Source organism: Alistipes putredinis DSM 17216 (assembly GCF_000154465.1).
In the GTDB taxonomy this organism is placed as follows: Bacteria; Bacteroidota; Bacteroidia; order Bacteroidales; family Rikenellaceae; genus Alistipes; species Alistipes putredinis.
Genome location: NZ_DS499577.1, coordinates 708,547 through 732,978, shown reverse-complemented (window position 1 = coordinate 732,978; position 24,432 = coordinate 708,547). Strand labels below are relative to the sequence as shown.

Here is a 24,432-nt window from a genome sequence, read left to right as displayed (position 1 = left end):
GAGAGCGTCGCAATGCAGGCGATGAAATAGTTGAAAATTTAGTTCGTCCTTTCATAATTTCAGTAATTTTGGTTGATTTTTCTCTTTCTTAGATTTTCAAACATACGGGAATTTTCGACGATCAGAATCTTCACGATCAGAAAGTCAGCGTCATCGCCAGATTACCGCCCGTATAAGCCGGCATCTCGCGGCAAACACCGCCCGAGCAGATATACCCTGCGCGGTTACGTCCGTAACTCAATGCGATGCGAATGAACGAGTGGGTGAAGCTGGCGCCCGCCGAGTAGTAGTTGATCTCCGAACCGCCGTGGTTGTACATATCCTGTACGAAGATACTCCACTTGGGGGCGAAGCTGGCTTCCAGCAATCCGGCCACCCAGTCACCATCCACCTCTTTGGAACCCTCCGCATGAGGCGCATAGAGATATTGAAGCTCGGCCCGCAACGAGAATTTCGGCGTAAACTTATAGGTCACGTCCGCAACGAAAACATTCTGGCGGATGACGTCTTCCCCACCGTGCATCGCATTCTTCTGCAACGACACGAAAAGAACCGTGCGCAGTTTGCTGTTCCAACTCTTATCGATGTCGAACGAGAAATCCCGGTAGTAGAAATTGGTTCCGGGTTTACTCATCGTCCCGTTGATGGAATAATAGCGGGCATAATTCGCATGGATCTTCAATCCGCGCTTGCCACCGATGGCCGTACCGCGCCTGAACGTGTAAAACGCGTCGATCTGACCGCCGATCTCTCCGTTTTGCTGGGGACTGTTAGGATCCAATCCGGCCAGCATATAGGTATGTTGCGGACTCAGGGCCGGAATGTAATTGATCGTATTGCCCGGCAGGAGGCCCAAACTGCCGCTTCCGCCGTCGGGCCGGTAAAGCTGGCTCTGCATGTAGTTCAGGCGGCGGAACTGCGCCATCACAGCATAATTGCTGCCGGTGTAACCGATTTCGAACAACTGTGCGTCACCGCGCTTGAACACCTCTTCACCGGTCATATTGTCCAGATAGACATCCTTGCTTTTGCCTACATACTCGAATTTGGCCGACAGTCCCCTGTACTCGTAATTGACACGCCCCGAATAACTGATTACGTTCTTCGAAAGGTCGAAATCATAATCGTCCCGATACTCGGTGTACCACGAAGGCAGGTTCTTGAAATGCCGGTTGACGATGCTGCCCTCGAGCGAAAGCCGGTGATCCAGCAAGCCGATGGCATTCGAAAGCGAGAATGAAAGGTCGCCACCGGCAATCTGGGTCGACAGGTATCCCAGGTTGAAACGCGGGAAGGCATACAGCACCTTACCTTCCACGATGTCCTTGATATTGAACGTGACCCGTGCACCGCCCAGCGAATTGTTGAAGCCCAAAGCCCGGTCTTCCCAAGCACGGAGGATCAACCCGCTGCCGAACTGTTCGTAAAAGTCGCCGACGGTCACCGAGTAGTTGCGGTCCGTCCACGAGATATACTTCTCAGTCAGGTTATTGATCGAGAAACCTTCCATCACATATTCATAACCCTGCATCGGAGTCCCGACCAGCGGATGGGGATAATACTCGAGCTGCACGCCGGCCGAAAAACGCCCCAACTGGTAGTCGAGCTTCAGGAAGTTGTTCGAACCGTAACTGTTGTGAGGAACGACCGCACCGGTCTTGCTGTCCTCCACATAGTAGATCGTATTGGTTTCGAAACTGCCGCTCAAATGACCCAAATTCCGCTTGCGTTTGGGCTCGTCGGATTTTTTATCCGATTTCGGGTCCTTCTTATCCGCCTCCGCTTCAACAGTTGCGGAAACCGTTTCTTTCTCTGCTGCGTCCATCGCCGGAGTTGCAGCATACCCCTTTTCGCCCCACCACAACAAGGTTACGGAGAACAGGACCGTGATTCGTAAAAGTCGCTTCATTCGTCGCTCAATTTGGAATTACAGGACTACTGCAGGGTCTTGATCTTCTGAATCAGCTCCATCTCACCGCCGGGCAGATAGCTCGTGTGCGAATACACCATCTTTCCGTCCTTGTCGAAGATGAACACGTGGGGAGTTACATTCACGTTCAATGCACGCTTGAAGTCCTGGTTCTTATCGTAGGCCACCATCAAATCGGTAGTCCAACCGCGGCTGGCCGCCAGAGCCTTGGCTCGGGAAATAGACCGGGAATCATCGACAGAAACAGCCACAACCCGGAAGTCTGCTTCGTCCAGCCAGTCGATCATCTGCTCGCTGATGGCGTCTAACTCCTTGATGCAGGGCTTGCAGGTGGTGGACCAGAAAGAGATGATGACCGGGGTCTTGCCGTCGATCAGGGTTTTGGTGTCGATCGTCTTGCCATCCTGGGTTTCGATCTGCACACTGGGAAACTGCTGTGCCGATGCAACGCCGAAAGTGCACAGGACAGCCAAAATCGTCAGACAAAAGATTTTTTTCATAGTTCAATAATTTTGAAATTTACATTAAAATGCCACGAACGGGTATTTTCTTCGTGACAACAGACCAATGGGACAAATATAGTATTTTTTTTAATAGGTCATCTAAAATCCGCTCCATTTTTACTGACGATCCGGCCGCAGAACCCGTTCCCTGCGTCCCGTCGCCCATTCGGTCCGGCGGAATCGGAAGCGATTTGCGAAAACCGGCATAGACTCCCGAAGCCGTTTCGACACACTATTTTTAATAAAACGTCACAAGGAGTCGTTTTATGACACGAATTACCGATTTTTTTCACTACCTTTACCAAAATTAGGTTCGGACGGCGTGCGCTCCGGCATCGCGGATGGACAGAAGCCGGGCCCGTCCTCTCGAAGAACGAACCGTTTCGCCGGAAAATTATAAAAATATACGACTATGTTTGCAAAAGAAATCTACATCCGACGCCGCAGCGCCTTGTGCGGCAAGATGGGCAGCGGCCTGATCCTCATTCCGGGCAATATGCTCACACCCAACAACTACCTCAACAACGCCTATTATTTCCGCCAGGACTCCTCGTTCCTCTATTATTTCGGACTCAACACCCCGGCACTGGTCGGCCTGATCGATGCCGACTCCGGAGAGGTTGCGCTGTACGGCGACGACTTCACGGTCGAAGACATCATCTGGACGGGGCCGCAGCCTTCGCTGCGCGAACAAGGGGCCGAAGCAGGCGTTTCGAACACCTTCCCGCTGGCCGACCTGAAAACGCACCTGACCAAAGCCATCGTCCAGGGACGCCGCATCCACTACCTGCCCCCTTACCGAGGCGAAACCAAGCTGCTGCTCGCCGACCTGCTGGGACTCAAACCGGCCGCACTGCACGATCACAAGTCGGTCGAGTTGATGATGGCCGTAGCCGAGATGCGGGAAAAGAAAGGTCCCGAGGAGATCGAGGAGCTCGAAAAATCGTTCCACATCGGCTACGCCATGCACACTACGGCAATGAAGATGTGCCGTCCCGGCATCGTCGAGCGCGAAATCGCCGGCACGATCGAAGGCATTTCCAAAGCATTCGGACGGGGCGTGTCGTTCCCGCCGATCGTGTCGCAGCACGGCGAAACGCTGCATAACCTGCACAGCGACGGCGTACTGCAAAACGGCCGCCTGCTGCTGTGCGACGCCGGAGCCGAGGGATTGAGCTACTACTGTTCCGACCACACCCGTACTTACCCCGTAAGCGGCAAGTTCACCCAGAAACAAAAAGACATTTACAACATCGTGCTGGCGGCGCACGACCGGGTGGCCGCCATGATCGCCCCTCACATGCCGTACATGGATATCCACAACGCCTCGTACCGCATCCTGGCCGAAGGCCTCATCTCGCTGGGCCTGATGCGCGGCACGGCGGAAGATGCCGTCGCTGCCGGCGCCATGACCCTCTTCATGCCTCACGGACTGGGACACGGCATGGGCCTGGACGTGCACGACTGCGAAGCCATCGGGGAACGTAGCTTCGATTTCTCCGAAATCGCGGAGCAGGCCGCCAAGTCGGGCACCTGCATCCAGCGTTCGACCTGGCGCATCGAGCCGGGCACGGTGATGACCGACGAGCCGGGCATCTACTTCATCCCGGCGCTGATCGACAAATGCAAAGCCGAGGGCAAATACAAGGGAATCGTCGATTACGACGCCCTCGACGCCTACCGCGACTTCGGCGGCATCCGCATCGAGGACGACATCATCGTCACCGAAACGGGCAGTCGCATGATCGGAGGCGACAAGCGCATCCCCATCACGGTCGATGAGCTGGAAGCCGTCGTCGGTCGCTAATCCTCCTAATAAAATGCGAACGCTGATCCTCATCCCGACCGAAACGGAGGCGGCCCCGCTGCGGGCCGCATGTCCCGATGCGCCGGTCCGCATCGCGGGAGTCGGCATGGCGGCCGCAGCCGCAGCGACGGCCCGGATCATCGCGGAGGAACACCCCGACCGACTGATCCTGGCCGGCATCGCCGGAGCTTCCGACCGTTCGGTAGCCGTATGCGAAGTCGTCGCGGTCGCAGGGGAGCGAATCGCCGAACTGCCCGGGAAATACGCCGTCCGCTATGCGGCCGACTTCATTCCGGCAGGATTGCGGACCGTCGAAAGCAATACGACCAACCGCACGGGAGTCGCAGCGTCCGGCACGCAAATTGAAAATATGGAAGGAGCCGCTTTCCTGGCCGTCTGCCGGGCATTCGGAGTGCCCGGCGCCGAGGTGCGGGCCGTGTCGAACTATACCGACGACCCGCGTTCGGCCTGGCGCATCGAGGAAAGTGCAGAAAAATTAGCAAAAACAATCATTCGAATACTTTCGGATTATGAATAAAAAGTGGATTATTTACATCGTTCTGATCGTCGTGGCCTTCGTGCTGATCGTCGTCTTCTCGAAAAACATCTATTTCTGGCTCTCGAACCAGCTGTGGAAGATTCTGCTCCTCGCGGCCGTTTTCGGCGGCGGCTGGCTGCTGGGACGCTTCGGAGGCAAGAAAAACGGGACACAGCAAGGCAACGGCAATTAATCGATTCGATGTTTTGAAACGCACGATCCGCCTACATATTTCTCCGTGCCCGAACGATACCTTCATGTTCGACGCACTCGTGAACGGACGCATCGACTGCGGGGAGCTAACCTTCGAAGTCGCCTACTACGACATCGAAGAACTGAACCGCCGTGCCGAAGCAGGCGAAACCGACGTAAGCAAAATCAGCTACGCCCTGCTGCCGGAAATCCAGTCCCGCTACACCCTGCTGGACAGCGGTTCGGCTTTGGGACGCGGCAACGGACCGGTTTTCGTCGCACGGCAGGGAACACCTCCCGATTCGATCCGCCGGGTCGCGGTACCCGGGATGCACACCACGGCCAACGCCCTGATGAGCCGCCTCTACCCGTCGATCACGCAAAAAAAGCCGGTGCTCTTCTCGGAAATCGCACCCGCCGTGGCACGCGGGGAGTACGACGCCGGGGTGTTGATCCACGAAGGCCGTTTCGTCTATCGGAAACTGGGCCTGGAGCTGGTCGCCGACTTGGGAGAGTTGTGGGAATCCCGCACCGGATTGCCGCTTCCGCTGGGAGCCATCGTCGCCCGACGGACACTGCCGGAAGAGCTTCGCTGCGAAATAGAACGGTTGCTCCGCACGAGCATCGAATATGCTTTCGCACACCGGGAGGAATCCCGCACCTATATTAAGGAGCACGCCCGGGAGCTCGACGACCGGGTGATCGACCACCACATCGACTTCTTCGTCAATTCGTATTCGCTCTCCCTGGGCGACGAGGGGCGCCGGGCCGTCCGCGAACTGACCGGCGTCGAAGTATGATCCGCCGCCGACCGGAACACCCGGACAAACGCCCGCCGGGGGATTCAGGTTCGACATTTTTGAAAAATTAAAAAAATCGCCCCTCTTCGGGCGATTTTTTATGCCCGGAAATTTGGCCGATCGATTTTTTTCGTATATTTATAAGGCGAAGTTTGAAAATCACCGGCGGATTTTCCGCCAGGACGAATCGGTATCGCAAAAACCTTATAAAAAGATAACGAATATGAAAAACTATTCAGCGAAAGAAATCAAGAACATCGTTCTTATCGGCGCTCCCGGCACGGGAAAAACTACCCTTGCCGAAGCGATGGCTTTTGAGGGTAAGGTCATCGACCGCAGGGGTAGCATAGAGGCGAACAACACGCTCTCGGACAACACGGATATCGAGCACGAGTACAAGCGCTCGATCTATTCGACCATCCTCTTCACCGAATTCATGGAGCGCAAGCTCAACATCATAGACTGTCCGGGATCGGACGATTTCTGCGGAAGCCTCTTCTCGGCCTTCAAGGTGGCGGACGTGGGCGTCATGGTCTTCAACGCCCAGAACGGCTGGGAAGTAGGCAGCGAGATCCAGGCCCGTTACGCCCGTGTGCTGAACAAGCCGCTCATCGCTTTCGTCAATCAGCTCGATTCGGACAAGGCGTCGTTCGACGCTACGCTCGAATCCATCCGTGCGGCCTCGCGCGTGAAGCCCGTCGTAGTCCAGTATCCGGTCAATCCGGGCCCGGGATTCGATGCTTTCATCGACGTGCTGCTGATGAAAATGTACCGCTTCAAGGATGAGAACGGCACCCGCGAAGAGCTCGACATCCCGGCCGAAGAAGCGGAGAAGGCCCAGGCTCTGAACAAGGAGCTGGTCGAGGCAGCCGCCGAATACGACGACGCCCTGATGGAACTCTATTTCGAGAAGGGCACACTGACGCAGGACGACATCCGTTCGGGCCTGAAAATCGGCGTATCCCGTCGGGCGGTCATGCCCGTATTCTGCGGCAGTGCCAAGCGCGACATCGGCACCAAGCGCCTGATGGAGTTCATCATCAACGTAGCGCCCGGCCCGCTGAAGGCCCCCGCCTTCCTCTCGACCGAAGGAGAGGAGATCCGGGCCGACGAAGCGGCTCCGGCCGTAGCGTTCATCTTCAAAAGCCAGATCGAACAGCACATCGGCGAAATATCCTACCTGCGCGTCATCCGGGGCAAAATCACCGAAGGCATGGAACTCCTGAATACCCGCACGGGCAACAAGGAGAAGCTCTCGCAGCTCTTCGCCGTCGCGGGCAAGAATCGCATCAAGGTCACCGAACTGGCCGCCGGCGACATCGGCTGCACGGTGAAGCTCAAGGGCACGCGCACCAACGACACGCTCTCGGCGCCCGGAACGCCCGTCACGATCGACCCGATCGTCTTCCCCGAACCCCGCTACCGTGCGGCGATCAAGACCAAGGACCAGGCCGACGACGAAAAACTGGGCAAGCTCCTGAACGACGCCAAATACGAAGATCCGACTATCCTGGTGGACTACTCCAAGGAGCTCAAACAGACCATCATCCAGGGCCAGGGCGAACATCACCTGAACATCCTGCGCTCGCGCATCGCCTCGGAGAACAAGCTCCAGTACGATTACATCGCACCGAAGATCCCCTACCGCGAAACCATCACCAAGGTAGCCCAGGCGGACTACCGCCACAAGAAACAGTCGGGAGGCGCGGGTCAGTTCGGCGAGGTGCACCTGTTGATCGAGCCTTACACCGAAGGCATGCCCGAACCCAAGAGCTACAAGATCCCCGGCAAGGGAGAACTGGCGGTAAACATCAAGGGCAAGGAAGAGTACGACCTGCCCTGGGGCGGCAAGCTGCAGTTCTATACGGCGATCGTCGGAGGCGCGATCGACGCCCGCTTCATGCCGGCCATCCTGAAAGGCATCATGGAGAAGATGGACGAAGGTCCGCTGACGGGTTCCTACGCCCGCGACATCCGCGTCATCGTCTATGACGGCAAGATGCACCCGGTCGATTCGAACGAGATCTCGTTCAAGCTGGCGGCCCGCAACGCTTTCAAAGAGGCGTTCCGCAACGCGGGACCGAAGATCATGGAGCCGATCTACGACGTCGAAGTCCTCACGCCGAGCGACTACATGGGCGCCGTCATGAGCGACCTGCAAAACCGCCGGGCGATGATTATGGGCATGGAGTCCGACAAGGGCTTCGACCGCCTGAACGCCCGCGTACCGCTGGCCGAACTGTACCGTTACTCGACGACGCTCTCTTCGCTCAGTTCGGGTGCCGCGACCTACACGATGAAATTCGCCTCCTACGAACAGGTTCCGGCGGACGTGCAGGACAAGCTGCTGAAGGCCTATACCGACACCGACGAGGAGTAAATCGGCGGATTTTTACAAAAAAGGGTTGTCTATGTGCATTAGACAACCCTTTTTTATGTCGCTGTGTACGCCGAAATTGCCAAGAATCATAGTTTCGAAAGGTAATCATATGTCCCAAGATACCATTATCCGACGGTCGCCTATTCGCGGCTCATGGGCGCATTTGTAAATTCTACCCTTTCCCTGGCTCCCCTCCACGAAGGGAGCTTCGGGCCGCTACGCACCCAAAGAGGGCTACTAAAACCGCATTTCGGAAATGCAAAAGACGGATCGAACGGCACTTTTGGGATACCTTACCGCTCCGATTTCCGGTTCGGCCGCCGACGGCCCCTCTTTTTCATCTTCATCGCATGCGAATCACTTTTCGGCTGCCGGGTCGTATTCGCCCGTACGGACCATCTCCAGTGCTTTTTCCAGAATTTCATCGCATCCGGTATGCAGACCTTCGACCGTGGCATGTACCGGTATGTCGATCCGCACACCCGCATGCCGGGTGTGCGGATCGTCCGGATAATAAACTCCGAAACCGAAAGCACGTAAAAAAGACTCCATGTTAATTTAATGTTAACAATGACCGCCGCAACCGGTCCATCCGGATTTTTAATGTAAATTTGTCTGAAATTTTGTGTAAAAAATCCCGAACATGAGCGAAATCTACACCGTTATCGTCGTTATTCTGGGAATCCTGGCCGTTTCGGGCCTTTTCGTGGGCGTTTCCAACGACGCCGTCAATTTCCTCAACTCGGCCATCGGTTCGAAAGCCGCCCCCATGAAGACCATTCTGCTGGTCGCCTCGATCGGCATCCTGTTGGGTACGGTCACCTCAAGCGGCATGATGGAAGTGGCCCGCAACGGTATGTTCAACCCGGGGCTTTTCTCCTTCCACGAAGTAATGATGCTCTATATGGGCGTGATGTTCGCCAACGTCATCCTGCTGGACCTCTACAACTCGATGGGACTCCCGACTTCGACGACCGTATCGCTGATCTTCTGCCTGTTGGGTGCCGCCGTCGCCGTTTCGATCTACAAGATCTCCAACGACGAGGCCCTCGGCATGGGCGACCTGAACCATTTCATCAACACGGGCCGCGCGATGGGTATCGTTTCGGCGATTCTGCTCTCCGTAGTGATCGCTTTCACGTTCGGCACCCTAATCATGTATATCTCCCGTCTGATCTTCTCGTTCCGCTATACGGCGATGTTCCGCCGTTTCGGTGCCTTCTGGTGCGGAGCCTCCTTCACGGCGATCCTCTACTTCGCCGTCTTCAAAGGACTCAAAACCCCGCTCGCCGGAAGCGCCGCGATCGAATGGATCGACCAGCATATCCTGCTCTCCCTCTTTTTGTGCTGGGCCGTCGGCAGCCTGCTGCTCTTCTTCCTGCAACGGCTGAAAATCAACATTCTGCGACTTACGATCCTCTCGGGCACCTTCGCCCTGGCTCTGGCATTCGCAGGCAACGACCTGGTGAACTTCATCGGCGTCCCGGTAGCCGGATTCGACGCATACAGCATCGCCCGTCATGCCGGCGACAGCACGATTCTGATGGAAGGGCTGAACGCCAGCGTTCCGGCCAATTTCCTGGTGCTGATGACGGCAGGCGTCATCATGATCGTCACGCTCTGGACCTCGAAAAAGGCGATGCACGTCACCGAAACCGAAATTTCGCTTTCGACGCAGGGCGAGAGCGAGACGCAGTACGGCTCGTCGCTCTTCTCGCGCACCATCGTACGGGCCGCCCTGAATGCAAGCAACGCGATCGACCGCACGATCCCCAAAAGAATCCGGGACAAGATCAGCAGCCGCTTCCAGTACGAAGACATCGAGCACAGCGGCGCCCCCTACGACATGATCCGCGCCACGGTGAACCTCACGACCTCCGCCATGCTTATTTCGGTGGCCACGTCGCTCAAACTGCCGCTTTCGACCACCTACGTCTGCTTCATGGTAGCGATGGGATCGTCGCTCGCAGACAAGGCCTGGGGACGCGAAAGCGCCGTGTATCGCATCTCGGGCGTCATGACCGTCGTGGCCGGGTGGTTCATCACGGCCGTCGGCGGCTTCCTGATCGCCCTGGCGATGGGGCTCATACTGATCTACGGCGGCATCGCCGCTTTCGTCGTCACCACGCTGCTGTGCGGCTACATGCTCGTCAAGAGCAACTTCTTCAAGAAGAACAAAGCTGCCGAAACCGCCGCCGTGAAAGCTGCCGAAACCGGCTCCGACATCATCTATAACATCACGCAGGAGGTGTGCGCCACGATGGAGCGCACGACCCGCATCTACGACCGCACGCTGATCGCCGTCTTCAAAGAGAACCGCAAGGTGCTGCGCGAAATGGTGCGCGAATCCAACGAACTCTTCTACCAGTCGCGCGAACGCAAGTACTCCCTGCTGCCCACCCTGCGCAAACTGCAGAAAGGCGACATCGATACGGCCCATTACTACGTACAGGTGGTGGACTATCTGAACGAAATGACCAAGGCGCTGGCGCACATCACCCGTCCGGCGTTCGAACACATCGACAACAACCACGAGGGACTCTCGAAAGAGCAGACCGAGGACCTGATGCACATCAACGACGAAGTGGAGTCGATCTACCGCCACATCAACAACATGCTGCGTACGGGCGACTTCTCCGACCTGGACATGGTGCTCGAAATGCGCGACCGGCTTTTCGAGGCGATCGCCGACGCCATCAAGTCGGAGGTGACGCGTATCAACGAGAACCGCTCCAACACCAAGGCCAGCATCCTCTACCTGACGATCCTGAACGAAACCAAGAGCATGGTGCTTCAGTCGCGCAACCTGCTCAAATCGCAGCGCTACTTCCTCGAACACAAGGACGGGCCGCTGCAGTGGCTCAACAAAATCAAGTAACTCCGCCTCCCGCCGGGAAGCAAAACGAAATTCACCATGGACATCGCACTGGCCAAACGGCGGGAAAACATCGCCGAATACATTCTCTACCTCTGGCAGATCGAGGACCTGCTCCGGGCGCTCCAGTTCAGCCCCGAGGCCATCTACTCGCAGCTCATCGCTCCGCGCGGAATCGAAGAGGGACAACGCCACAACTACCTGCTCTGGTACATGGACATCGCCAACCTGCTGCGCGAAGAGGGCAAAGAGGAAAAGGGACACCTGGAGCATACGCTGCATCTGATAGGGGACCTGAACGACCTGCACCTGCAACTGATGAAGCTGCCGATCGGGGAGCACTACCGTCAGACTTTCGCCAAGCTCGAACCCGAACTGCCGCGTCTGCGGGCCGTGCTGGGGCGCGAAATGAGCGACATCGAACTCTGCTTCCGGGCGCTTTACGCCGCGATGCTCTACCGCATCAAGGGCGAAGGAGGCAAGAGCGCCGTGAGCGACACCATCGAATACGTTTCTCCCGTCATCGCCGAACTGGCCGACATGTACGGCAAGGTCGAACGGGGCGAGGCGGACCTCTTCAAAGACACGGCACCGGAACGGTAACCGATCGTAAGACACGGGACGAAAGCGGATTGTGCGGAGTCGCACCCGGAACGAAGAAGAAGAAAAATTTACGATATTTTTGGCAGATCAAGAAAAAGATTATACATTTGCACTCCGCATTGTACGCTAAAACAATAAAAACACGATAGATCTATGGCAATGAAAAGAACATTCCAGCCTTCGCGCCGGAAGAGAATCAACAAGCACGGATTCCGTCAGAGAATGGCTACGGCCAACGGACGCAAGGTTTTGGCTGCGCGCCGTGCGAAGGGTCGTAAGAAGCTGACCGTATCGGACGAATCGACGTTCAAGTACGCTTAATTCCTTCGGGATTCAAGCCATAGCAAGGGCGGTGCATTGATGCACCGCCCTTGCTGTTCAGTCGGTAGAAACGCTTCTTTCCGACCCAATCTTTTAAGCGGTGCGTCCCTACTTTTTTCCGGCGACAAAGTGAAAGTGCCCACAGCCTTTTTTCAAGAAGGCCGTAAAAGCTGCAAGGCAAAAATTACCGGTTCCCAGCATAGTTCACACGCCTTTTCTTTCGCAGAAAAGGGCAAAAGAGCCGCATCCGATCCTGGTTTACCGCCTCGCCGGGCGAACGCAACGCACTCGAAGACTTTGCGTCCTTCCGCTCCGAGTACCCCGGAGGTAAGTACGCCACCGATTTTCCGCAAACACACAATCCGCACTGCCTGTGACAACGAATCACCCGCCTCGAATCCCGTTACGGGACACATCTCCTGTACCTGTGGCAGCGGTTAATCCGGCAGCGAAAGAGGGCATATGACAGACTAAAAACACGGGCAATGAATCCGGCCGATGATATTTATCAATCCGATTCTAATTTTCAGTTTTCCCCTTTTCGATTTCCGACCTATTCCGTATATTTGTAGGAAAAGACAGAATGCGATTCGGGCAAGTTCGCATAAATGCGACTGCCGCTTCCTTTTACGCCCCTCGTTATGGAATAGAAAATACACCCCGACGGCCCGGACAAATTTGGCCCGCCGCACGGTTTTCACTATATTTGTAAAATAATGGGAGATATTCCGGGAAATCCGGAGCGGCGTTTGCCGCAAGGTTCGCCTCCCCCATTCGCTCAAAACAGATCGAACATGGCAATATTCAAAGTCGAAGGCGGCCGCCGGCTGCGCGGTGAAATCACGCCCCAGGGCGCCAAAAACGAGGCGCTTCAGATCCTCTGCGCCACGCTGCTCACGCAGGAAAAGGTAATCGTACACAACGTCCCGCAGATCCTGGACGTGATACAACTCATCGAATTACTGCAGGCGATGGGCGTCGAAGTGGAGCGCCTGTCCGAAGAGAGCTATTCGTTCCGAGCTGCCGACATCGACCCGGACTACCTACGCTCGGACGACTACTGCCGCCGGGCCAGCCGCCTCAGGGGTTCGGTGATGCTGCTGGGTCCGATGCTGGCGCGTTTCGGCGTGGGCTACATGCCCAAGCCGGGCGGCGACAAGATCGGCCGCCGCAGGCTCGACACCCACTTCATCGGCTTTCAGAAGCTGGGCGCCACGCTCGATTTCGACACTGCGGCCGCCTGCTCCGAAGTCCGCTGCAAGGAACTCAAGGGGTGCTACATGCTGCTCGACGAGGCTTCGGTGACCGGCACGGCCAATATCATCATGGCGGCTGTGATGGCCAAGGGTTTCACGACCATCTACAACGCCGCGTGCGAACCTTACATCCAGCAACTGTGCCTGATGCTCAACCGCATGGGCGCACGCATCTCGGGCATCGCCTCGAACCTGCTCACCATCGAGGGTGTCCGGGAGCTGCACGGCACCGAACACACGCTGCTGCCCGACATGATCGAGGTCGGCAGCTTCATCGGCCTGGCAGCCATGACCCGTTCGGAGCTGACGATCCGCAACGTTTCGTTCGAGAACCTGGGCATCATCCCCGCCCAGTTCGCCCGCCTGGGCATCCGCTTCGAACAGCACGGCGACGACATCTACATTCCCCAACAGGAGCACTACCGCATCGAGAACTTCATGGACGGCTCGATCATGACCATCGCCGACGCACCCTGGCCGGGCCTCACGCCCGACCTGCTGTCGGTATTCCTCGTGGTGGCCACCCAAGCCAAAGGCTCGGTGCTGATTCACCAGAAGATGTTCGAAAGCCGCCTGTTTTTCGTCGATAAGCTGATCGACATGGGGGCCCAAATCATCCTCTGCGACCCCCATCGCGCGACGGTGATCGGACATGACCACCAGATGCGGCTGCGGGCTACGCGCATGACTTCGCCCGACATCCGTGCGGGTGTGGCGCTGCTGATCGCGGCGATGAGCGCCGAAGGTACGAGCACGATCCAGAACATCGAACAGATCGACCGCGGTTACAAGGACATCGACGGACGCCTCAACGCCCTCGGAGCCCGGATCACCCGGGTCGAAGAGTAACGACCGGCCGGTGTCCGGAATAAGGAAACGAAGCAAAGTTGTAATAATATGTTTTTGGAAAATGCCAGCCAGAAAGGTTGGATCGAAGTGATATGCGGCTCGATGTTCTCGGGCAAAACCGAGGAGCTGATCCGCCGCCTGAAGCGGGCCGAATTCGCCCGCCTGCGGGTCGAAATCTTCAAACCCCGCATCGACGTGCGATACTCCGAAGAGGAGGTCGTTTCGCACGATGCCAGCGCGATCCGCTCCACGCCGGTAGATTCGGCACAGAATATCCTGCTGATGACCTCGGACGTCGATGTCGTGGGCATCGACGAGGCGCAGTTCTTCGACCAGGGACTGGTGGAGGTCTGCCGGCAACTGGCCGACAGCGGGGTGCGGGTAATCGTGGCGGGCCTCGACATGGACTTCACGGGCAAGCCCTTCGGACCGATGCCGGCGCTGATGGCTACGGCGGAGTACGTAACCAAAGTACACGCCATCTGCGTACGGTGCGGCAACCTGGCGCACCATTCGCACCGCCTGACCAACGACGAAAAACAGGTGATGCTCGGTGCGCAGGACTCCTACGAACCGATCTGCCGCCACTGTTTCGCCGAACTGCGGAAAAAAGAGCGGGAATAAAAGGCATCTGCCCGTTAAAAATCCGGACCTTTTCCGGACCGTACGCTTCCGAAGCATACAACTCGATACGTCAATCCCCTCCGCAAGAGGGGATTGTTCTTCGGATAAACGCAACCGAAAAATCAATATCCGGAATTTCCAAGCGACAGAAAAAACAGAGAATACTTCGCACGAGGCGCAGAATATACTCAACATCAGCCGACAGTGCATAACCCGATCGGCAGGTTATACGCCCGAATATACCGGAAAATTCACGATTTTCGCATCCGACCGCCGCATACCCACAGCCTTCGCCGCAGTGTCGCCTACACTCGTATTGCCGTCATATCCTCCGCAAAAACATATCAAAAAGGGACCGGCTCTGAATAGAGCCGGTCCCGCCATTCAATAAAGATTCGGAGCCTTTTCACCCGGCGATTTTCCGGTTATCTTCTTCCGCTCCTTCCCCCGCAGGAAGAAAACCTGAAACAATCGCCGTCCACGATGCGGTTATTTCGTCACATTCACAACGATCTGCGCCGTACGTTCGCCGAACGTATAGACATATTTCACCGGAATCGTTACGGTAATCTCCTTCATCAGTTCCAAATCACCGCCTTCGACTACCGTAAGAACATGACTCTCCGCATCGAACTTCACACGGCCGTCGGGGATGGAAACCACCGCCTCGCCATATTCGATGGTTGCGGCTACCGCCGTATTGGTATTCTGCGCATTTGTCGAACCATCGAATACATTCACGTCATTGACCGCCTTCAATGTAAGCAACGTAGCGACATCCAGCGTTACATCTTCATCGACTTTGGCGACGAGTTTTCCGGTTTCGACCGCAATCGTCGCGTCAGCGATCGGATCAGCGATCGATACGGTAAAGGTCTTCGGCTCGCCCAACGCCTTGCCACCATACATCACCTGGGCGGTAACCACGATCGACAATTCGTCGCAGGTACCCCAATCGAGTGTCGCATCCGTGATGACAGCCCCTTCTGCCTGGGTCGCATAAACGACCTTTGCTTCTGCCGGAGCATCTTTTGCGATGTACCAGGTTTTCGACAGGTCGAATGCATCGATCTGCAGCGTGCTGCCTTCGATCTTCATTACGGCCTGGGCACGATCGTCGTCCGAAAGCGACGATCCGCGCAGCAACTCGATTTCGGGAGCCGTAACAGTCACGTGCAGGACAGCTTCGAACGTAAGTACGGGATCGGCAGTCGTAAAGAGGTTCTTCACGGTGTAGGAAACATTCAGAGCCGCAGCTTTGCCGAAGACAAAGTTGATGTTCTTACCGCTCGCTCCGACCGTCGCATAGTTGCCGGCTTCATCCTTCACCATGTCGCTCGTCCAGGAGAGCTGCATGAACGTTTCCTCTCCGAATTGCGCCCGGGCCGTCTGATCCAGACTCTCCCAAAGGAGCGCACGGAATTCTTCGACGGCGATGTGATGGCCCGTCGAGGATGCCGCATTATACGGCAATTCGAGCGTTTGCTCCAGCATTGGAATTTCAGGAATACCCGTTACGGATACGGGGATCGTAATCGTTACGACGGTCTTATCGTCGTTGGTATAAACGGCTTTTACGACATATTCAGCACTCTGTGCCAGATCGCCGACCAATTTCAAATCGACCGTTTGCACATCCGTATCATAGGTCGGAGTAGCCGGCAATTCGATCGACGGGACGATCTCCGATACAAGCTCCGTACCCCGGTAAAGTTCGACAACCAGATTCTCATTATCCTTGAGCGCATTATACTGAACGGCAGAAAGCATACCCTTATCCGGAGTCAGCACAAGTCCTTTCGCCTCATACGTATCGTCGGAGGTAGCGGCAGCATACGTCCACATCACTTCGGATTTCGGCGTGGAAAGTTCGACACCGTCGGGTGCGATGGAGAATTTATTCACGGCACCGGCTTTCACTTCGAGCGAAAATCCCTCTTCGTCGAGCAATGCATAAGTCGCAGCAGCGGTTACTGTCTGTCCGATCAACGCAGTTTCCGACTCGGCAACAGCGAATGTAAGCGCCTTTCCATCGACGGCATACAACTCCTCGCTACCCGGATCACTGAAGGTAAATTCCGCCGACGCCGATACCAGCGCCGCCAGATCCACGGTCCAATTATTAGCTTCGGCAGCCTCTGCGAGCGGCAGGATCGTTTCACCGTCCTTATACATGACCGTATATCCGGCCAACACGCCATGAACCTCTTTGTCCGTATATTTTACTTCGGTAGTCACCTCGTCGGTATATTCGACGTATTCGCCCTCATTCTCGGCATCGGCCCGGGCCAACACGAAATTCGTCACAGGGATCTGAATACCCGCTTTGGCATAGGCGGTTCCGATAAAAGCCGACGTAAAGTCCGTTTCGAAATCGTTCGATTCGCCTTCGCTCAACGCCGAACCATCGACATGGAGAGCGACCATTTGCGTCTTGCCGGCCTTTTCTGCGGAAACATAATCGTAATCCGTCGTAGCGACAATGGTAAATTCGCCGGTCGTTTCATCGATGTCCTTGATCTCTTCGATCGTAAAACCGGCCGCCGCACGCGTTCCGACCTCTTCGGTTATGAGCGACATGGCCTCCGTATTGGCATATTTTTTCACAGCACGGGCCGGCGTCATACGGAATCGCAGAGTCGCGATCTGCTCGCCTTCCTCACTGGGACGCAAATAAAGATTCCGGTACTCGGTTTCGTGCGTAACTTCGTTCTCACGGGACAACACGATATACTGCTCCCCGTTGCCGAAATAGATCAGACCGTCCACATAATCCGGCAGGTAAACGATCGACTGGATACGACTACCGAGCAAACCGACATTGGCCTCCAACGTCGCCAGGTAATTCTGAAATTCCTGGTCGAGCTGGTCTTTGGAAATCACGAGCGAACCGTTGTTTTCCCGGATCAGTCCCTGGATCTTTTCAGTCAGCGCACTGGCCTCCTTGTCCAGTTCCTCCATAACCGATGCGATCGCCTGCGTGGAAACCTGCCCCAACAGGTTGTCGCCCAATGTCATCTGGTCCATATAAACTGCCAGTTCATCGCCCAGCCATTTATTGATCGAGCTGCCGGCCGTCTCGAGTTCGGCCTTGATAGCATCGGCGATCCACTGCGAGGCGGCGGTTTCGATCTGGCTCACCTGACTGTCGGTCAGCTCTCCACCGGCAGCCTCGAAACCATTGTCCGACAGGTAAGATTCGATGAGCTGCGTCACTTCGAGCGAAAAACCTGCGGCATCCTTTTTGAGTTCAATCATATTTTCCAGCGTTTCCTGAACGCTCTCCAGTGTTTCCTGGGTAGCGTAAATACCCGCTATTTCTTCCAGAATACCCGATTTCAGACTGTTCAGGTTCTCCTGCAAGGCCCCGTCGGCGAGTGAAGATTCGATCGCTGCGACGATCTTCGCAGCCAGATCGCTGTCTTTGACACATCCTTCGATCTGGGTTTGCAACGAAGAAATATCGCTCTTTTTCGCAAACCCGGAAAAATCGATCGCTTCGAAAGCGGCCTGGGTCCGTTCCAACGCCGCAATACGATTCTCGAAACCGTTGAGCTCGACAACCGCCCCCTTCAGATCTTCGACATCATTACGCAAGGCGTCGATGTCGTCATCGTAATCCTTACAACCTGCGGTAGTCAGCACGCTCCCGCACAGAAGTAAGAACAGAAACTTCACAAATAGTGTTTTTTTCATAATTGATAAGTGTTTTGAAATGAGTTCATATACTATATATATTTTATTATGAGCGTATTAACTCTCCGAAAGCGTATCATATATGATACGCACGGTGCAAATATATATATAAATATTTGTACGACAAAAATTTTCATTGAAAAAGTTAAAATGACAATCAGCTACCAGGAAGAGATAAAATTTATCTCGAATAAAATCAGAGAGTTAAGGAAAGAAAAACAAATGACTGTACAAGAACTCGCATACCGCTGCGACATGGAAAGATCCAATATGAGCCGCATCGAATCCGGACGCACCAACCTCACGGTAAAGACCATGTGTATCATATGCAATGCACTGAACGTCAATCTTCGTGACATTATCCGTTAAAGCGAATAAATACCTATATTTATTATATTTAGAACCGATCCAACACAGCCAACCACCAGAGGAGAACCGAGCGGCGCTGTTTCTTAAAATCTTTCACCAAATACATATCTTTACAAGTCCGACGCTCTATCAAAAAAATCGGTATTTTCGATTATACGCATTTTGTCCGTATCTTTACGGAAAATACCGTTCGAACAAGGACCGAAAACCGACGGTTGGAGCGGATAACGGGAACACTTGCAATCCCGGTCCCGCAGAAACAGAAAAACCGGAAATTAAGTTTTGGCGCTGCTCTCACCTTTCGCTATCTTTGCAGAAAATAGGATGCGCCTCGGAAAACCGGGAACAAGTTCCCGTTTTCTCCCGGCTTTCACTATCTTTGTAGAAGAAAAACGCGGCTCGGACCGACTTGCGAAAGTTGTCTGAAAACGGATCAAAGTACTTCCGAAAAGAATACCGGACCCTTCACCGGACAAAGGTAATATCGGCGAAGGCATGCGACCGGCATAAACGAAACGACACAAGCCAAATGAGCGTAATAGACCTGATCGTCGGACTCCTGATGCTGTGGGCCGTATTCAACGGCTGGCGGCAGGGGCTCATTCTGCAACTCTGCTCGCTCGCAGGCATCGTCCTGGGGGCATGGCTCGGCATCCGCTTCGGTACCGAAGCGGGCGCATTGCTGCATCTGGACGAAGAGTTCGCGACGGCAGGCGGTTTCCTGGCGGTCTTCGTGGTCGTACTGATCGCGGTGGCGATCGTGGGACGGCTGTTGCGCAAGGTGTTTCATTTCGCAGGCTTCGGCATCCCGGACCATCTGCTGGGTGTCGCGGTATCCGCAGCCAAGACGCTGCTGATCCTGGGGCTGCTCTTCTCGGCGTTCGAATCTCTGAACAAGGACCATACGCTGGCCGAGGAAAAGACGCTCGACCGGTCGGTATGCTACCGTCCGATGATCCGTCTGGCGGATTCGCTCTTCCCGCTGCTCGAATGGGCCAAAGAGCAGGTATCAATCGATGAACAAGAATTATGGAGCGACAATTCACCGGAACGGTAATCCGCACGACGGGCAGCTGGTACGACGTCCGCACGAACGCCGGGGAAACGGTTAAGTGCCGTATCCGGGGACGCCTGCGTCTGAAAGGCGTACGTTCGACCAACCCCGTAGTCGTGGGCGACCGGGTCGTCTGCGAACGGGACGAAGAGGACGCCGGAGTCATCTGCGAAGTAGTGCCGCGCCGCAACTACATCATTCGCAGGGCCTCGAACCTCTCCAAAGAGTCGCACATCATCGCCGCCAACCTCGACCGAGCGCTGCTGGTCGTGACGCTGTTCTCTCCCGTGACGGCTCCGGAGTTCATCGACCGCTTCCTGGTAACCTGCGAGGCCTACCGCGTACCCGTCACGATTCTGCTGGCCAAAGCCGACCTGGCGGCACAGGATCCCGAAGCCGTAGCCGCATTCAAAGCCACCTATGAAAGCGCCGGGTACTCCGTACTCGAAGTCTCGGCGCTCGACGGCACGGGTATCGAAGCCGTGCGGGAATTACTGAAGGGACACACCACGCTGCTGGCCGGCAACTCCGGAGTGGGAAAATCGACCCTGGCCGGAACCGTCGAGCCGGGGCTGGACATCCGCACGGGCGACATCTCCGAAAGCCATCACAAAGGGCGCCACACCACGACCTTCTCGACGATGTACCCCCTTTCGTCGGGCGGCTACCTGATCGACACGCCCGGCATCAAGGGCTTCGGACTGATCGACATCGCCGATGCCGAGCTGTGGCACTACTTCCCCGAGATGATGCGCCTGGCCCCCCAATGCCGCTTCTACAATTGCACCCATGTCCACGAACCGGGCTGCGCCGTGCGCGAAGCCGTAGAACGGGGCGAAATATCTTGGCAGCGCTACGAAAGTTACCTGAAAATGCTCGACGACGATGACAAATACCGCAAATAAACCCCTCGACTGGTACGCGGAACGTACGGCTTACCTCTCGGAATTCATGTCCGAAGAGCGGCGGCAGGTGTTGCAACGCACCCTCGACAGCCGCACGCGCTACATGACGATCCTCACCGAGAACACCTACCATGCCCAGAACGCCAGTGCGCTGGTGCGCCACTGCGAAGCCTTCGGCGTGCAGGATATACATACGATCGAAACCCGCTGCAAGTTCAACCCCAACGTCAATATCGTGCGGGGCACGGACAAATGGATCGACCTGCACCGCCACCGCACTACGGCCGAGGCGATCGCCGACCTGAAAGGGCGGGGTTATCGCATCGTGGCGACCACGCCTCACCGCGAAGACAAGACTCCCGAAACGTTCGATGTCGCGGCTTCCCCCTTCGTGCTGGTCTTCGGCACCGAGCACGCCGGCATCTCGGACGAGATCGTCGCTGCGGCCGACGAATTTCTCCGTATCCCGATGTGCGGCATGGTCGAGAGCCTCAATGTATCGGCTTCGGCGGCCATTCTGATCTACATGCTCTCGTCCCGGATGCGGGAAACGGTTCCCGACTGGCGTCTGACTGCCGGAAAACGGGCCGAAATCCTCTATCGCTGGACCTTCGCCTCGGTGCGGGACGCCGAAGCGATTCTCCGACGCAAATATCCCGAAGAATAAGGAAAACGATGAATACGATACTACGCAAACAGTTCCTGGCCCACGTCGGCCAAACCTCGCCCGAACCCATGATGATCGAGGTGGCGCGGGCAGAAGGCGTTTTTTTCTATACACCCGAAGGCAAACGCTACTACGATCTGGTGGCGGGGGTTTCGGTCAGCAACGTCGGCCATGCCAATCCCCGCGTGGTGGAAGCCGTGCAGCGGCAGGCGGCCGACTACATGCACATCATGGTCTATGGCGAGATGATCGAGCGGCCGCAGGTGCGGTACGCCGCACGCATCGCCGAGCTGCTGCCGGGAGAACTTTCGAGCGTCTATTTCGTCAATTCGGGCGCCGAAGCGATCGAAGGGGCCCTGAAGCTCGCCAAGCGATACACCCACCGCACGGAGCTGGTCTCGATGCGCCGGGCCTATCACGGTTCGACGCAGGGAGCCATGAGCCTGATGGGTGAGCCCGAAGGCGAGGAGTGGAAGGGCGCGTTCCGGCCTCTGCTGCCCGATGTGCGGGCGATCGACTTCAACGATTTCGACCAATTGCGACTCATCACCCGCCGCACGGCCTGCGTCGTGGTCGAACCCGTGCAGGGCGAAGCGGGCGTACGGCCCCCGGTTCCCGGATGGCTCGAAGCCCTGCGGCGACGTTGCGACGAGGTGGGTGCGCTGCTCGTCTTCGACGAAATTCAAACCGGGATGGGACGCACGGGCGAAATGTTCGCCATGTGCAAGTACGGCGTCACACCCGACATCGTCTGCCTGGCCAAAGCCTTCGGCGGCGGGATGCCTCTCGGAGCCTTCGTATCGCGCAAAGAGATCATGGACACGCTGCAAACCGCCCCTACCCTGGGGCACATCACCACCTTCGGCGGACATCCGGTCTGCTGCGCAACGGGACTGGCGGCCCTCGAATATCTGTTGGAAACCGGCACGGTGGAACACGTCGAAGGCAGAGGCGTCCTCTACGAATCGCTGCTGGCGGATCATCCGCAGGTCGTGGAAATCCGGCGCAGCGGCCTGCTGCTGGCCGTCGAACTGGGCTCGTCGGCCAAGATGTTCCGTATGATGGAGCTCTTCAAGGAGGCGGGCATCCTGAGCGACTGGTTCCTCTACTGCGATACGGCGTTCCGCATCTCGCCGCCGCTCACGATCACCGAGGAGGAAGTGCGCGACAGCGCCCGCCTGATCCGCGAATGCCTCGACCGAATCTGACGGCGAATTATCGGCAGCGCTCCAACGAAACAAGCAATATTCAACAGAAATCCCCGGCGCAGCGAATCTGCGCCGGGGATTTCGACTCGAAGGATTTCGCTGTTTCAGCAAAACGCTACTGCTCCGTCATCGGCCCGCGAGCTACGGCCGCATCGTAGTCGGCATTGGTGAAAGTGTAGGTCCAAACCCAATGGGACAAATCGTTTTCCACCGGCATATCCTCCCATACATACTCCTTCTCATTACACGGATTGTAAGGAGCCGCCGGATACTCCTTCGGTCTTGTGAAAACACCGCCGTAAGGCCCGTCGTCAAATACAATTTCAATCCCATGCATTACATACAAATCAGGTGATGGTGGAAGAGCAATAAATCCGATCATCGTTTTCGAAATACGCTCTCCGGGCAACATGATCTCATCTTCGAACTGACCGTTCACAGTCATCGTAATCCGATGATCGCTGGCATTCACCCAGACAAAGTGGCCGATTCCGGGCGGATCCACATCCTCTCCGTTGTCCTTATCACAACCACACAACCCGAAAAACAGGATCGCAAATAATAACAGTCGCTTTTTCATAATATGGCCTCGTTTTTAATAAGTATCTTCGTTATCGATCATAGTGTATATATTCCAAAAACGATTGATCGTTTCTGCGTTGTAACCGTGACGCCCCGCATATTGAATGATCCAGCCACCCGCTTCCCGGCTGTTTTTCGACCCGAAAGCTATTTCCTGAATCTCCCGCACAGACGGAATACAACTCCGGAACGCCTCCCCCTCTTCGAATGCCGGGAAATACCGTAAAAAGACCGCTAAAATATTTATGGCAGGCGGATTTATAAGTTCGAAGGAACGGGAAACACTCACACTCCTATCCAAAGATACTGAATACGCTTCTGATTTACAAACTTACGGATGGAAATTCGCACAAAAATTTCCGCCGAAACAGCCGTTTCGGCGGAAAGCGAATCGCAACCGTTCGACTATTCTTCCGAAAACCGTTTTAATTCCGCGATCTCCTCCGCCCAACGCGATTCGTCGGGGGTTTCGAGAATCAGCGGCATGTCGTCGAAGCGGGAGTCGCGGGCGATGTACCGGAAACACTCGATCCCCAACACACCCTCGCCCAGCGGAGCATGACGATCGACATGGCTGCCGAGCGTCTTCAACGTATCGTTCAGGTGCATCCCCCGCAGGTATTTCAGTCCGACGATCCGATCCAGCTCGGAGAATGTCGCATCGCAAGCCGCAGCGGTACGCAGGTCGTATCCGGCCGTAAACGCATGACAGGTATCAATGCAGATACCCACGCGCGACTTGTCCTCGACCTTGTCGATGATATACGCCAGGTGTTCGAACCTGAATCCCAGGTTGGAACCTTGTCCGGCCGTGTTCTCGATGACGGCCGTGACGCCCTGCGTGCGGTCGAGGGCGATATTGATCGACTCGGCGATGCGGTCCAGGCACTCCTCCGTCGAAATTCGGTTCAGGTGGCTGCCCGGATGGAAATTAAGACGATCGAGGCCGAGGGCCTGGCAGCGGCTCATTTCGTCGATGAAGGCCGTCCGGGACTTCTCGAGCCCTTCGCGCTCGGGATGTCCCAGGTTGATCAGGTAACTGTCGTGCGGCAGGATGCTCCGGGGCGCGTAACCCCCGGCCCGGCAATTCTCTCCGAAAGCCGCGATCTGGGCCGGCGTCAGGGGCGGTGCGCTCCACTGACGCTGGTTTTTGGTAAAAAGGGCGAAGCCCGTAGCTCCTATTTTATGTGCATTCAAAGGGGCGTTTTCAGGACCGCCCGCAGCACTTACGTGTGCTCCGAAATATTTCATACTGTTCGCTTTATCTTATTAT

At 56.1% G+C, this 24,432-nt stretch carries 21 protein-coding genes; 15 read left to right on the top strand and 6 right to left on the bottom strand.

Features of this window, described 5'->3' with window-relative positions; translation table 11 throughout:
* Positions 1-136 precede the first annotated feature (136 nt).
* Both ALIPUT_RS03470 and ALIPUT_RS03465 read right to left on the bottom strand, forming a co-directional pair.
* The gene (locus ALIPUT_RS03470; protein ID WP_004328314.1) at positions 137-1,909 is read right to left on the bottom strand and encodes a DUF6029 family protein; all 1,773 of its coding nucleotides are present in this window, start codon (positions 1,907-1,909) and stop codon (positions 137-139) included.
* 26 nt (positions 1,910-1,935) lie between these two features.
* Positions 1,936-2,430, bottom strand: coding sequence for a TlpA family protein disulfide reductase (locus ALIPUT_RS03465; RefSeq protein WP_004328312.1), 495 nt, complete (start codon positions 2,428-2,430; stop codon positions 1,936-1,938).
* A gap of 415 nt (positions 2,431-2,845) precedes the next feature.
* Between ALIPUT_RS03465 and ALIPUT_RS03460 the strand changes: the two genes are divergently transcribed.
* The 5 genes from ALIPUT_RS03460 to ALIPUT_RS03440 all read left to right on the top strand — a co-directional run bounded on the left by ALIPUT_RS03460 (position 2,846) and on the right by ALIPUT_RS03440 (position 8,150).
* Entirely contained in the window at positions 2,846-4,240 is a 1,395-nt protein-coding gene (locus ALIPUT_RS03460) for an aminopeptidase P family protein (protein ID WP_004328309.1), read from the top strand.
* A 13-nt stretch (positions 4,241-4,253) separates the two neighbouring features.
* Positions 4,254-4,778 (top strand): phosphorylase family protein, encoded by a 525-nt coding sequence (locus ALIPUT_RS03455; protein ID WP_004328308.1) that lies wholly within the window; start codon positions 4,254-4,256, stop codon positions 4,776-4,778.
* Complete coding sequence (locus ALIPUT_RS03450) at positions 4,771-4,971, top strand: hypothetical protein (protein ID WP_004328307.1); 201 nt, start codon at positions 4,771-4,773, stop codon at positions 4,969-4,971. Before ALIPUT_RS03455 ends, ALIPUT_RS03450 begins: the two co-directional genes overlap by 8 nt.
* 13 nt (positions 4,972-4,984) lie before the next feature.
* Complete coding sequence (locus tag ALIPUT_RS03445) at positions 4,985-5,770, top strand: 1,4-dihydroxy-6-naphtoate synthase (RefSeq protein WP_227088833.1); 786 nt, start codon at positions 4,985-4,987, stop codon at positions 5,768-5,770.
* 100 nt (positions 5,771-5,870) lie between these two features.
* Entirely contained in the window at positions 5,871-8,150 is a 2,280-nt protein-coding gene (locus ALIPUT_RS03440) for an elongation factor G (protein ID WP_004328305.1), read from the top strand.
* Positions 8,151-8,507: 357 nt separating this feature from the next.
* Here ALIPUT_RS03440 and ALIPUT_RS03435 read toward each other — a convergent pair whose 3' ends face one another.
* Positions 8,508-8,702: a hypothetical protein gene (locus ALIPUT_RS03435; protein WP_004328304.1), complete on the bottom strand. Its 195-nt coding sequence runs from the start codon at positions 8,700-8,702 to the stop codon at positions 8,508-8,510.
* A gap of 91 nt (positions 8,703-8,793) precedes the next feature.
* Between ALIPUT_RS03435 and ALIPUT_RS03430 the strand changes: the two genes are divergently transcribed.
* From ALIPUT_RS03430 to ALIPUT_RS03410, 5 genes are all read left to right on the top strand, one after another.
* On the top strand, positions 8,794-11,028 hold the full coding sequence (locus ALIPUT_RS03430; protein ID WP_004328303.1) for an inorganic phosphate transporter: 2,235 nt from the start codon (positions 8,794-8,796) through the stop codon (positions 11,026-11,028).
* Between the two features lie 36 nt (positions 11,029-11,064).
* Complete coding sequence (locus ALIPUT_RS03425) at positions 11,065-11,628, top strand: DUF4924 family protein (RefSeq protein ID WP_004328302.1); 564 nt, start codon at positions 11,065-11,067, stop codon at positions 11,626-11,628.
* A 159-nt stretch (positions 11,629-11,787) separates the two neighbouring features.
* Positions 11,788-11,949, top strand: coding sequence for a 50S ribosomal protein L34 (gene rpmH / locus ALIPUT_RS03420; RefSeq protein ID WP_040293407.1), 162 nt, complete (start codon positions 11,788-11,790; stop codon positions 11,947-11,949).
* 794 nt (positions 11,950-12,743) lie between these two features.
* Positions 12,744-14,054, top strand: coding sequence for a UDP-N-acetylglucosamine 1-carboxyvinyltransferase (gene murA / locus ALIPUT_RS03415; protein WP_004328297.1), 1,311 nt, complete (start codon positions 12,744-12,746; stop codon positions 14,052-14,054).
* Between the two features lie 48 nt (positions 14,055-14,102).
* Entirely contained in the window at positions 14,103-14,678 is a 576-nt protein-coding gene (locus tag ALIPUT_RS03410; RefSeq protein WP_004328296.1) for a thymidine kinase, read from the top strand.
* Between the two features lie 489 nt (positions 14,679-15,167).
* Here the strand turns inward: ALIPUT_RS03410 and ALIPUT_RS03405 are convergent, their stop codons facing one another.
* On the bottom strand, positions 15,168-18,374 hold the full coding sequence (locus ALIPUT_RS03405) for a hypothetical protein (protein ID WP_004328294.1): 3,207 nt from the start codon (positions 18,372-18,374) through the stop codon (positions 15,168-15,170).
* A 48-nt stretch (positions 18,375-18,422) separates the two neighbouring features.
* On the opposite strand from ALIPUT_RS03405, the gene ALIPUT_RS03400 reads away from it, so the two are divergent.
* From ALIPUT_RS03400 to ALIPUT_RS03380, 5 genes are all read left to right on the top strand, one after another.
* The gene (locus ALIPUT_RS03400) at positions 18,423-18,743 is read left to right on the top strand and encodes a helix-turn-helix domain-containing protein (protein ID WP_004328293.1); all 321 of its coding nucleotides are present in this window, start codon (positions 18,423-18,425) and stop codon (positions 18,741-18,743) included.
* A gap of 529 nt (positions 18,744-19,272) precedes the next feature.
* The gene (locus ALIPUT_RS03395) at positions 19,273-19,800 is read left to right on the top strand and encodes a CvpA family protein (RefSeq protein ID WP_004328291.1); all 528 of its coding nucleotides are present in this window, start codon (positions 19,273-19,275) and stop codon (positions 19,798-19,800) included.
* Positions 19,773-20,702 carry a ribosome small subunit-dependent GTPase A gene (rsgA, locus tag ALIPUT_RS03390; protein WP_004328290.1) on the top strand — a complete coding sequence of 310 codons (930 nt, stop codon included), beginning with the start codon at positions 19,773-19,775 and terminating at the stop codon, positions 20,700-20,702. The genes ALIPUT_RS03395 and rsgA overlap by 28 nt, the downstream gene beginning before the upstream one ends.
* Entirely contained in the window at positions 20,683-21,369 is a 687-nt protein-coding gene (locus ALIPUT_RS03385; RefSeq protein ID WP_004328289.1) for a TrmH family RNA methyltransferase, read from the top strand. The genes rsgA and ALIPUT_RS03385 overlap by 20 nt, the downstream gene beginning before the upstream one ends.
* Positions 21,370-21,377: 8 nt before the next feature.
* Positions 21,378-22,577 (top strand): aspartate aminotransferase family protein, encoded by a 1,200-nt coding sequence (locus ALIPUT_RS03380; protein ID WP_004328288.1) that lies wholly within the window; start codon positions 21,378-21,380, stop codon positions 22,575-22,577.
* 115 nt (positions 22,578-22,692) lie between these two features.
* Here the strand turns inward: ALIPUT_RS03380 and ALIPUT_RS03375 are convergent, their stop codons facing one another.
* Both ALIPUT_RS03375 and nfo read right to left on the bottom strand, forming a co-directional pair.
* Entirely contained in the window at positions 22,693-23,157 is a 465-nt protein-coding gene (locus ALIPUT_RS03375; RefSeq protein WP_004328287.1) for a hypothetical protein, read from the bottom strand.
* Positions 23,158-23,564: 407 nt separating this feature from the next.
* Positions 23,565-24,410 carry a deoxyribonuclease IV gene (nfo, locus tag ALIPUT_RS03365; RefSeq protein WP_004328285.1) on the bottom strand — a complete coding sequence of 282 codons (846 nt, stop codon included), beginning with the start codon at positions 24,408-24,410 and terminating at the stop codon, positions 23,565-23,567.
* Positions 24,411-24,432: the final 22 nt, after the last annotated feature.

Coding starts and splice junctions, on each gene's coding strand:
- ALIPUT_RS03430 (WP_004328303.1), top strand. CDS start 8,794: ATGAGCGAAATCTACACCGTTATCGTCGTTATTCTGGGAATCCTGGCC.
- ALIPUT_RS03410 (WP_004328296.1), top strand. CDS start 14,103: ATGTTTTTGGAAAATGCCAGCCAGAAAGGTTGGATCGAAGTGATATGC.
- ALIPUT_RS03440 (WP_004328305.1), top strand. CDS start 5,871: ATGCCCGGAAATTTGGCCGATCGATTTTTTTCGTATATTTATAAGGCG.
- ALIPUT_RS03465 (WP_004328312.1), bottom strand. CDS start 2,430: ATGAAAAAAATCTTTTGTCTGACGATTTTGGCTGTCCTGTGCACTTTC.
- ALIPUT_RS03435 (WP_004328304.1), bottom strand. CDS start 8,702: ATGGAGTCTTTTTTACGTGCTTTCGGTTTCGGAGTTTATTATCCGGAC.
- ALIPUT_RS03460 (WP_004328309.1), top strand. CDS start 2,846: ATGTTTGCAAAAGAAATCTACATCCGACGCCGCAGCGCCTTGTGCGGC.
- rsgA (WP_004328290.1), top strand. CDS start 19,773: ATGGAGCGACAATTCACCGGAACGGTAATCCGCACGACGGGCAGCTGG.
- ALIPUT_RS03375 (WP_004328287.1), bottom strand. CDS start 23,157: ATGAAAAAGCGACTGTTATTATTTGCGATCCTGTTTTTCGGGTTGTGT.
- ALIPUT_RS03380 (WP_004328288.1), top strand. CDS start 21,378: ATGAATACGATACTACGCAAACAGTTCCTGGCCCACGTCGGCCAAACC.
- nfo (WP_004328285.1), bottom strand. CDS start 24,410: ATGAAATATTTCGGAGCACACGTAAGTGCTGCGGGCGGTCCTGAAAAC.
- ALIPUT_RS03385 (WP_004328289.1), top strand. CDS start 20,683: ATGACAAATACCGCAAATAAACCCCTCGACTGGTACGCGGAACGTACG.
- ALIPUT_RS03470 (WP_004328314.1), bottom strand. CDS start 1,909: ATGAAGCGACTTTTACGAATCACGGTCCTGTTCTCCGTAACCTTGTTG.
- ALIPUT_RS03405 (WP_004328294.1), bottom strand. CDS start 18,374: ATGAAAAAAACACTATTTGTGAAGTTTCTGTTCTTACTTCTGTGCGGG.
- murA (WP_004328297.1), top strand. CDS start 12,744: ATGGCAATATTCAAAGTCGAAGGCGGCCGCCGGCTGCGCGGTGAAATC.
- ALIPUT_RS03450 (WP_004328307.1), top strand. CDS start 4,771: ATGAATAAAAAGTGGATTATTTACATCGTTCTGATCGTCGTGGCCTTC.
- ALIPUT_RS03425 (WP_004328302.1), top strand. CDS start 11,065: ATGGACATCGCACTGGCCAAACGGCGGGAAAACATCGCCGAATACATT.
- rpmH (WP_040293407.1), top strand. CDS start 11,788: ATGAAAAGAACATTCCAGCCTTCGCGCCGGAAGAGAATCAACAAGCAC.
- ALIPUT_RS03395 (WP_004328291.1), top strand. CDS start 19,273: ATGAGCGTAATAGACCTGATCGTCGGACTCCTGATGCTGTGGGCCGTA.
- ALIPUT_RS03455 (WP_004328308.1), top strand. CDS start 4,254: ATGCGAACGCTGATCCTCATCCCGACCGAAACGGAGGCGGCCCCGCTG.
- ALIPUT_RS03400 (WP_004328293.1), top strand. CDS start 18,423: ATGAGCGTATTAACTCTCCGAAAGCGTATCATATATGATACGCACGGT.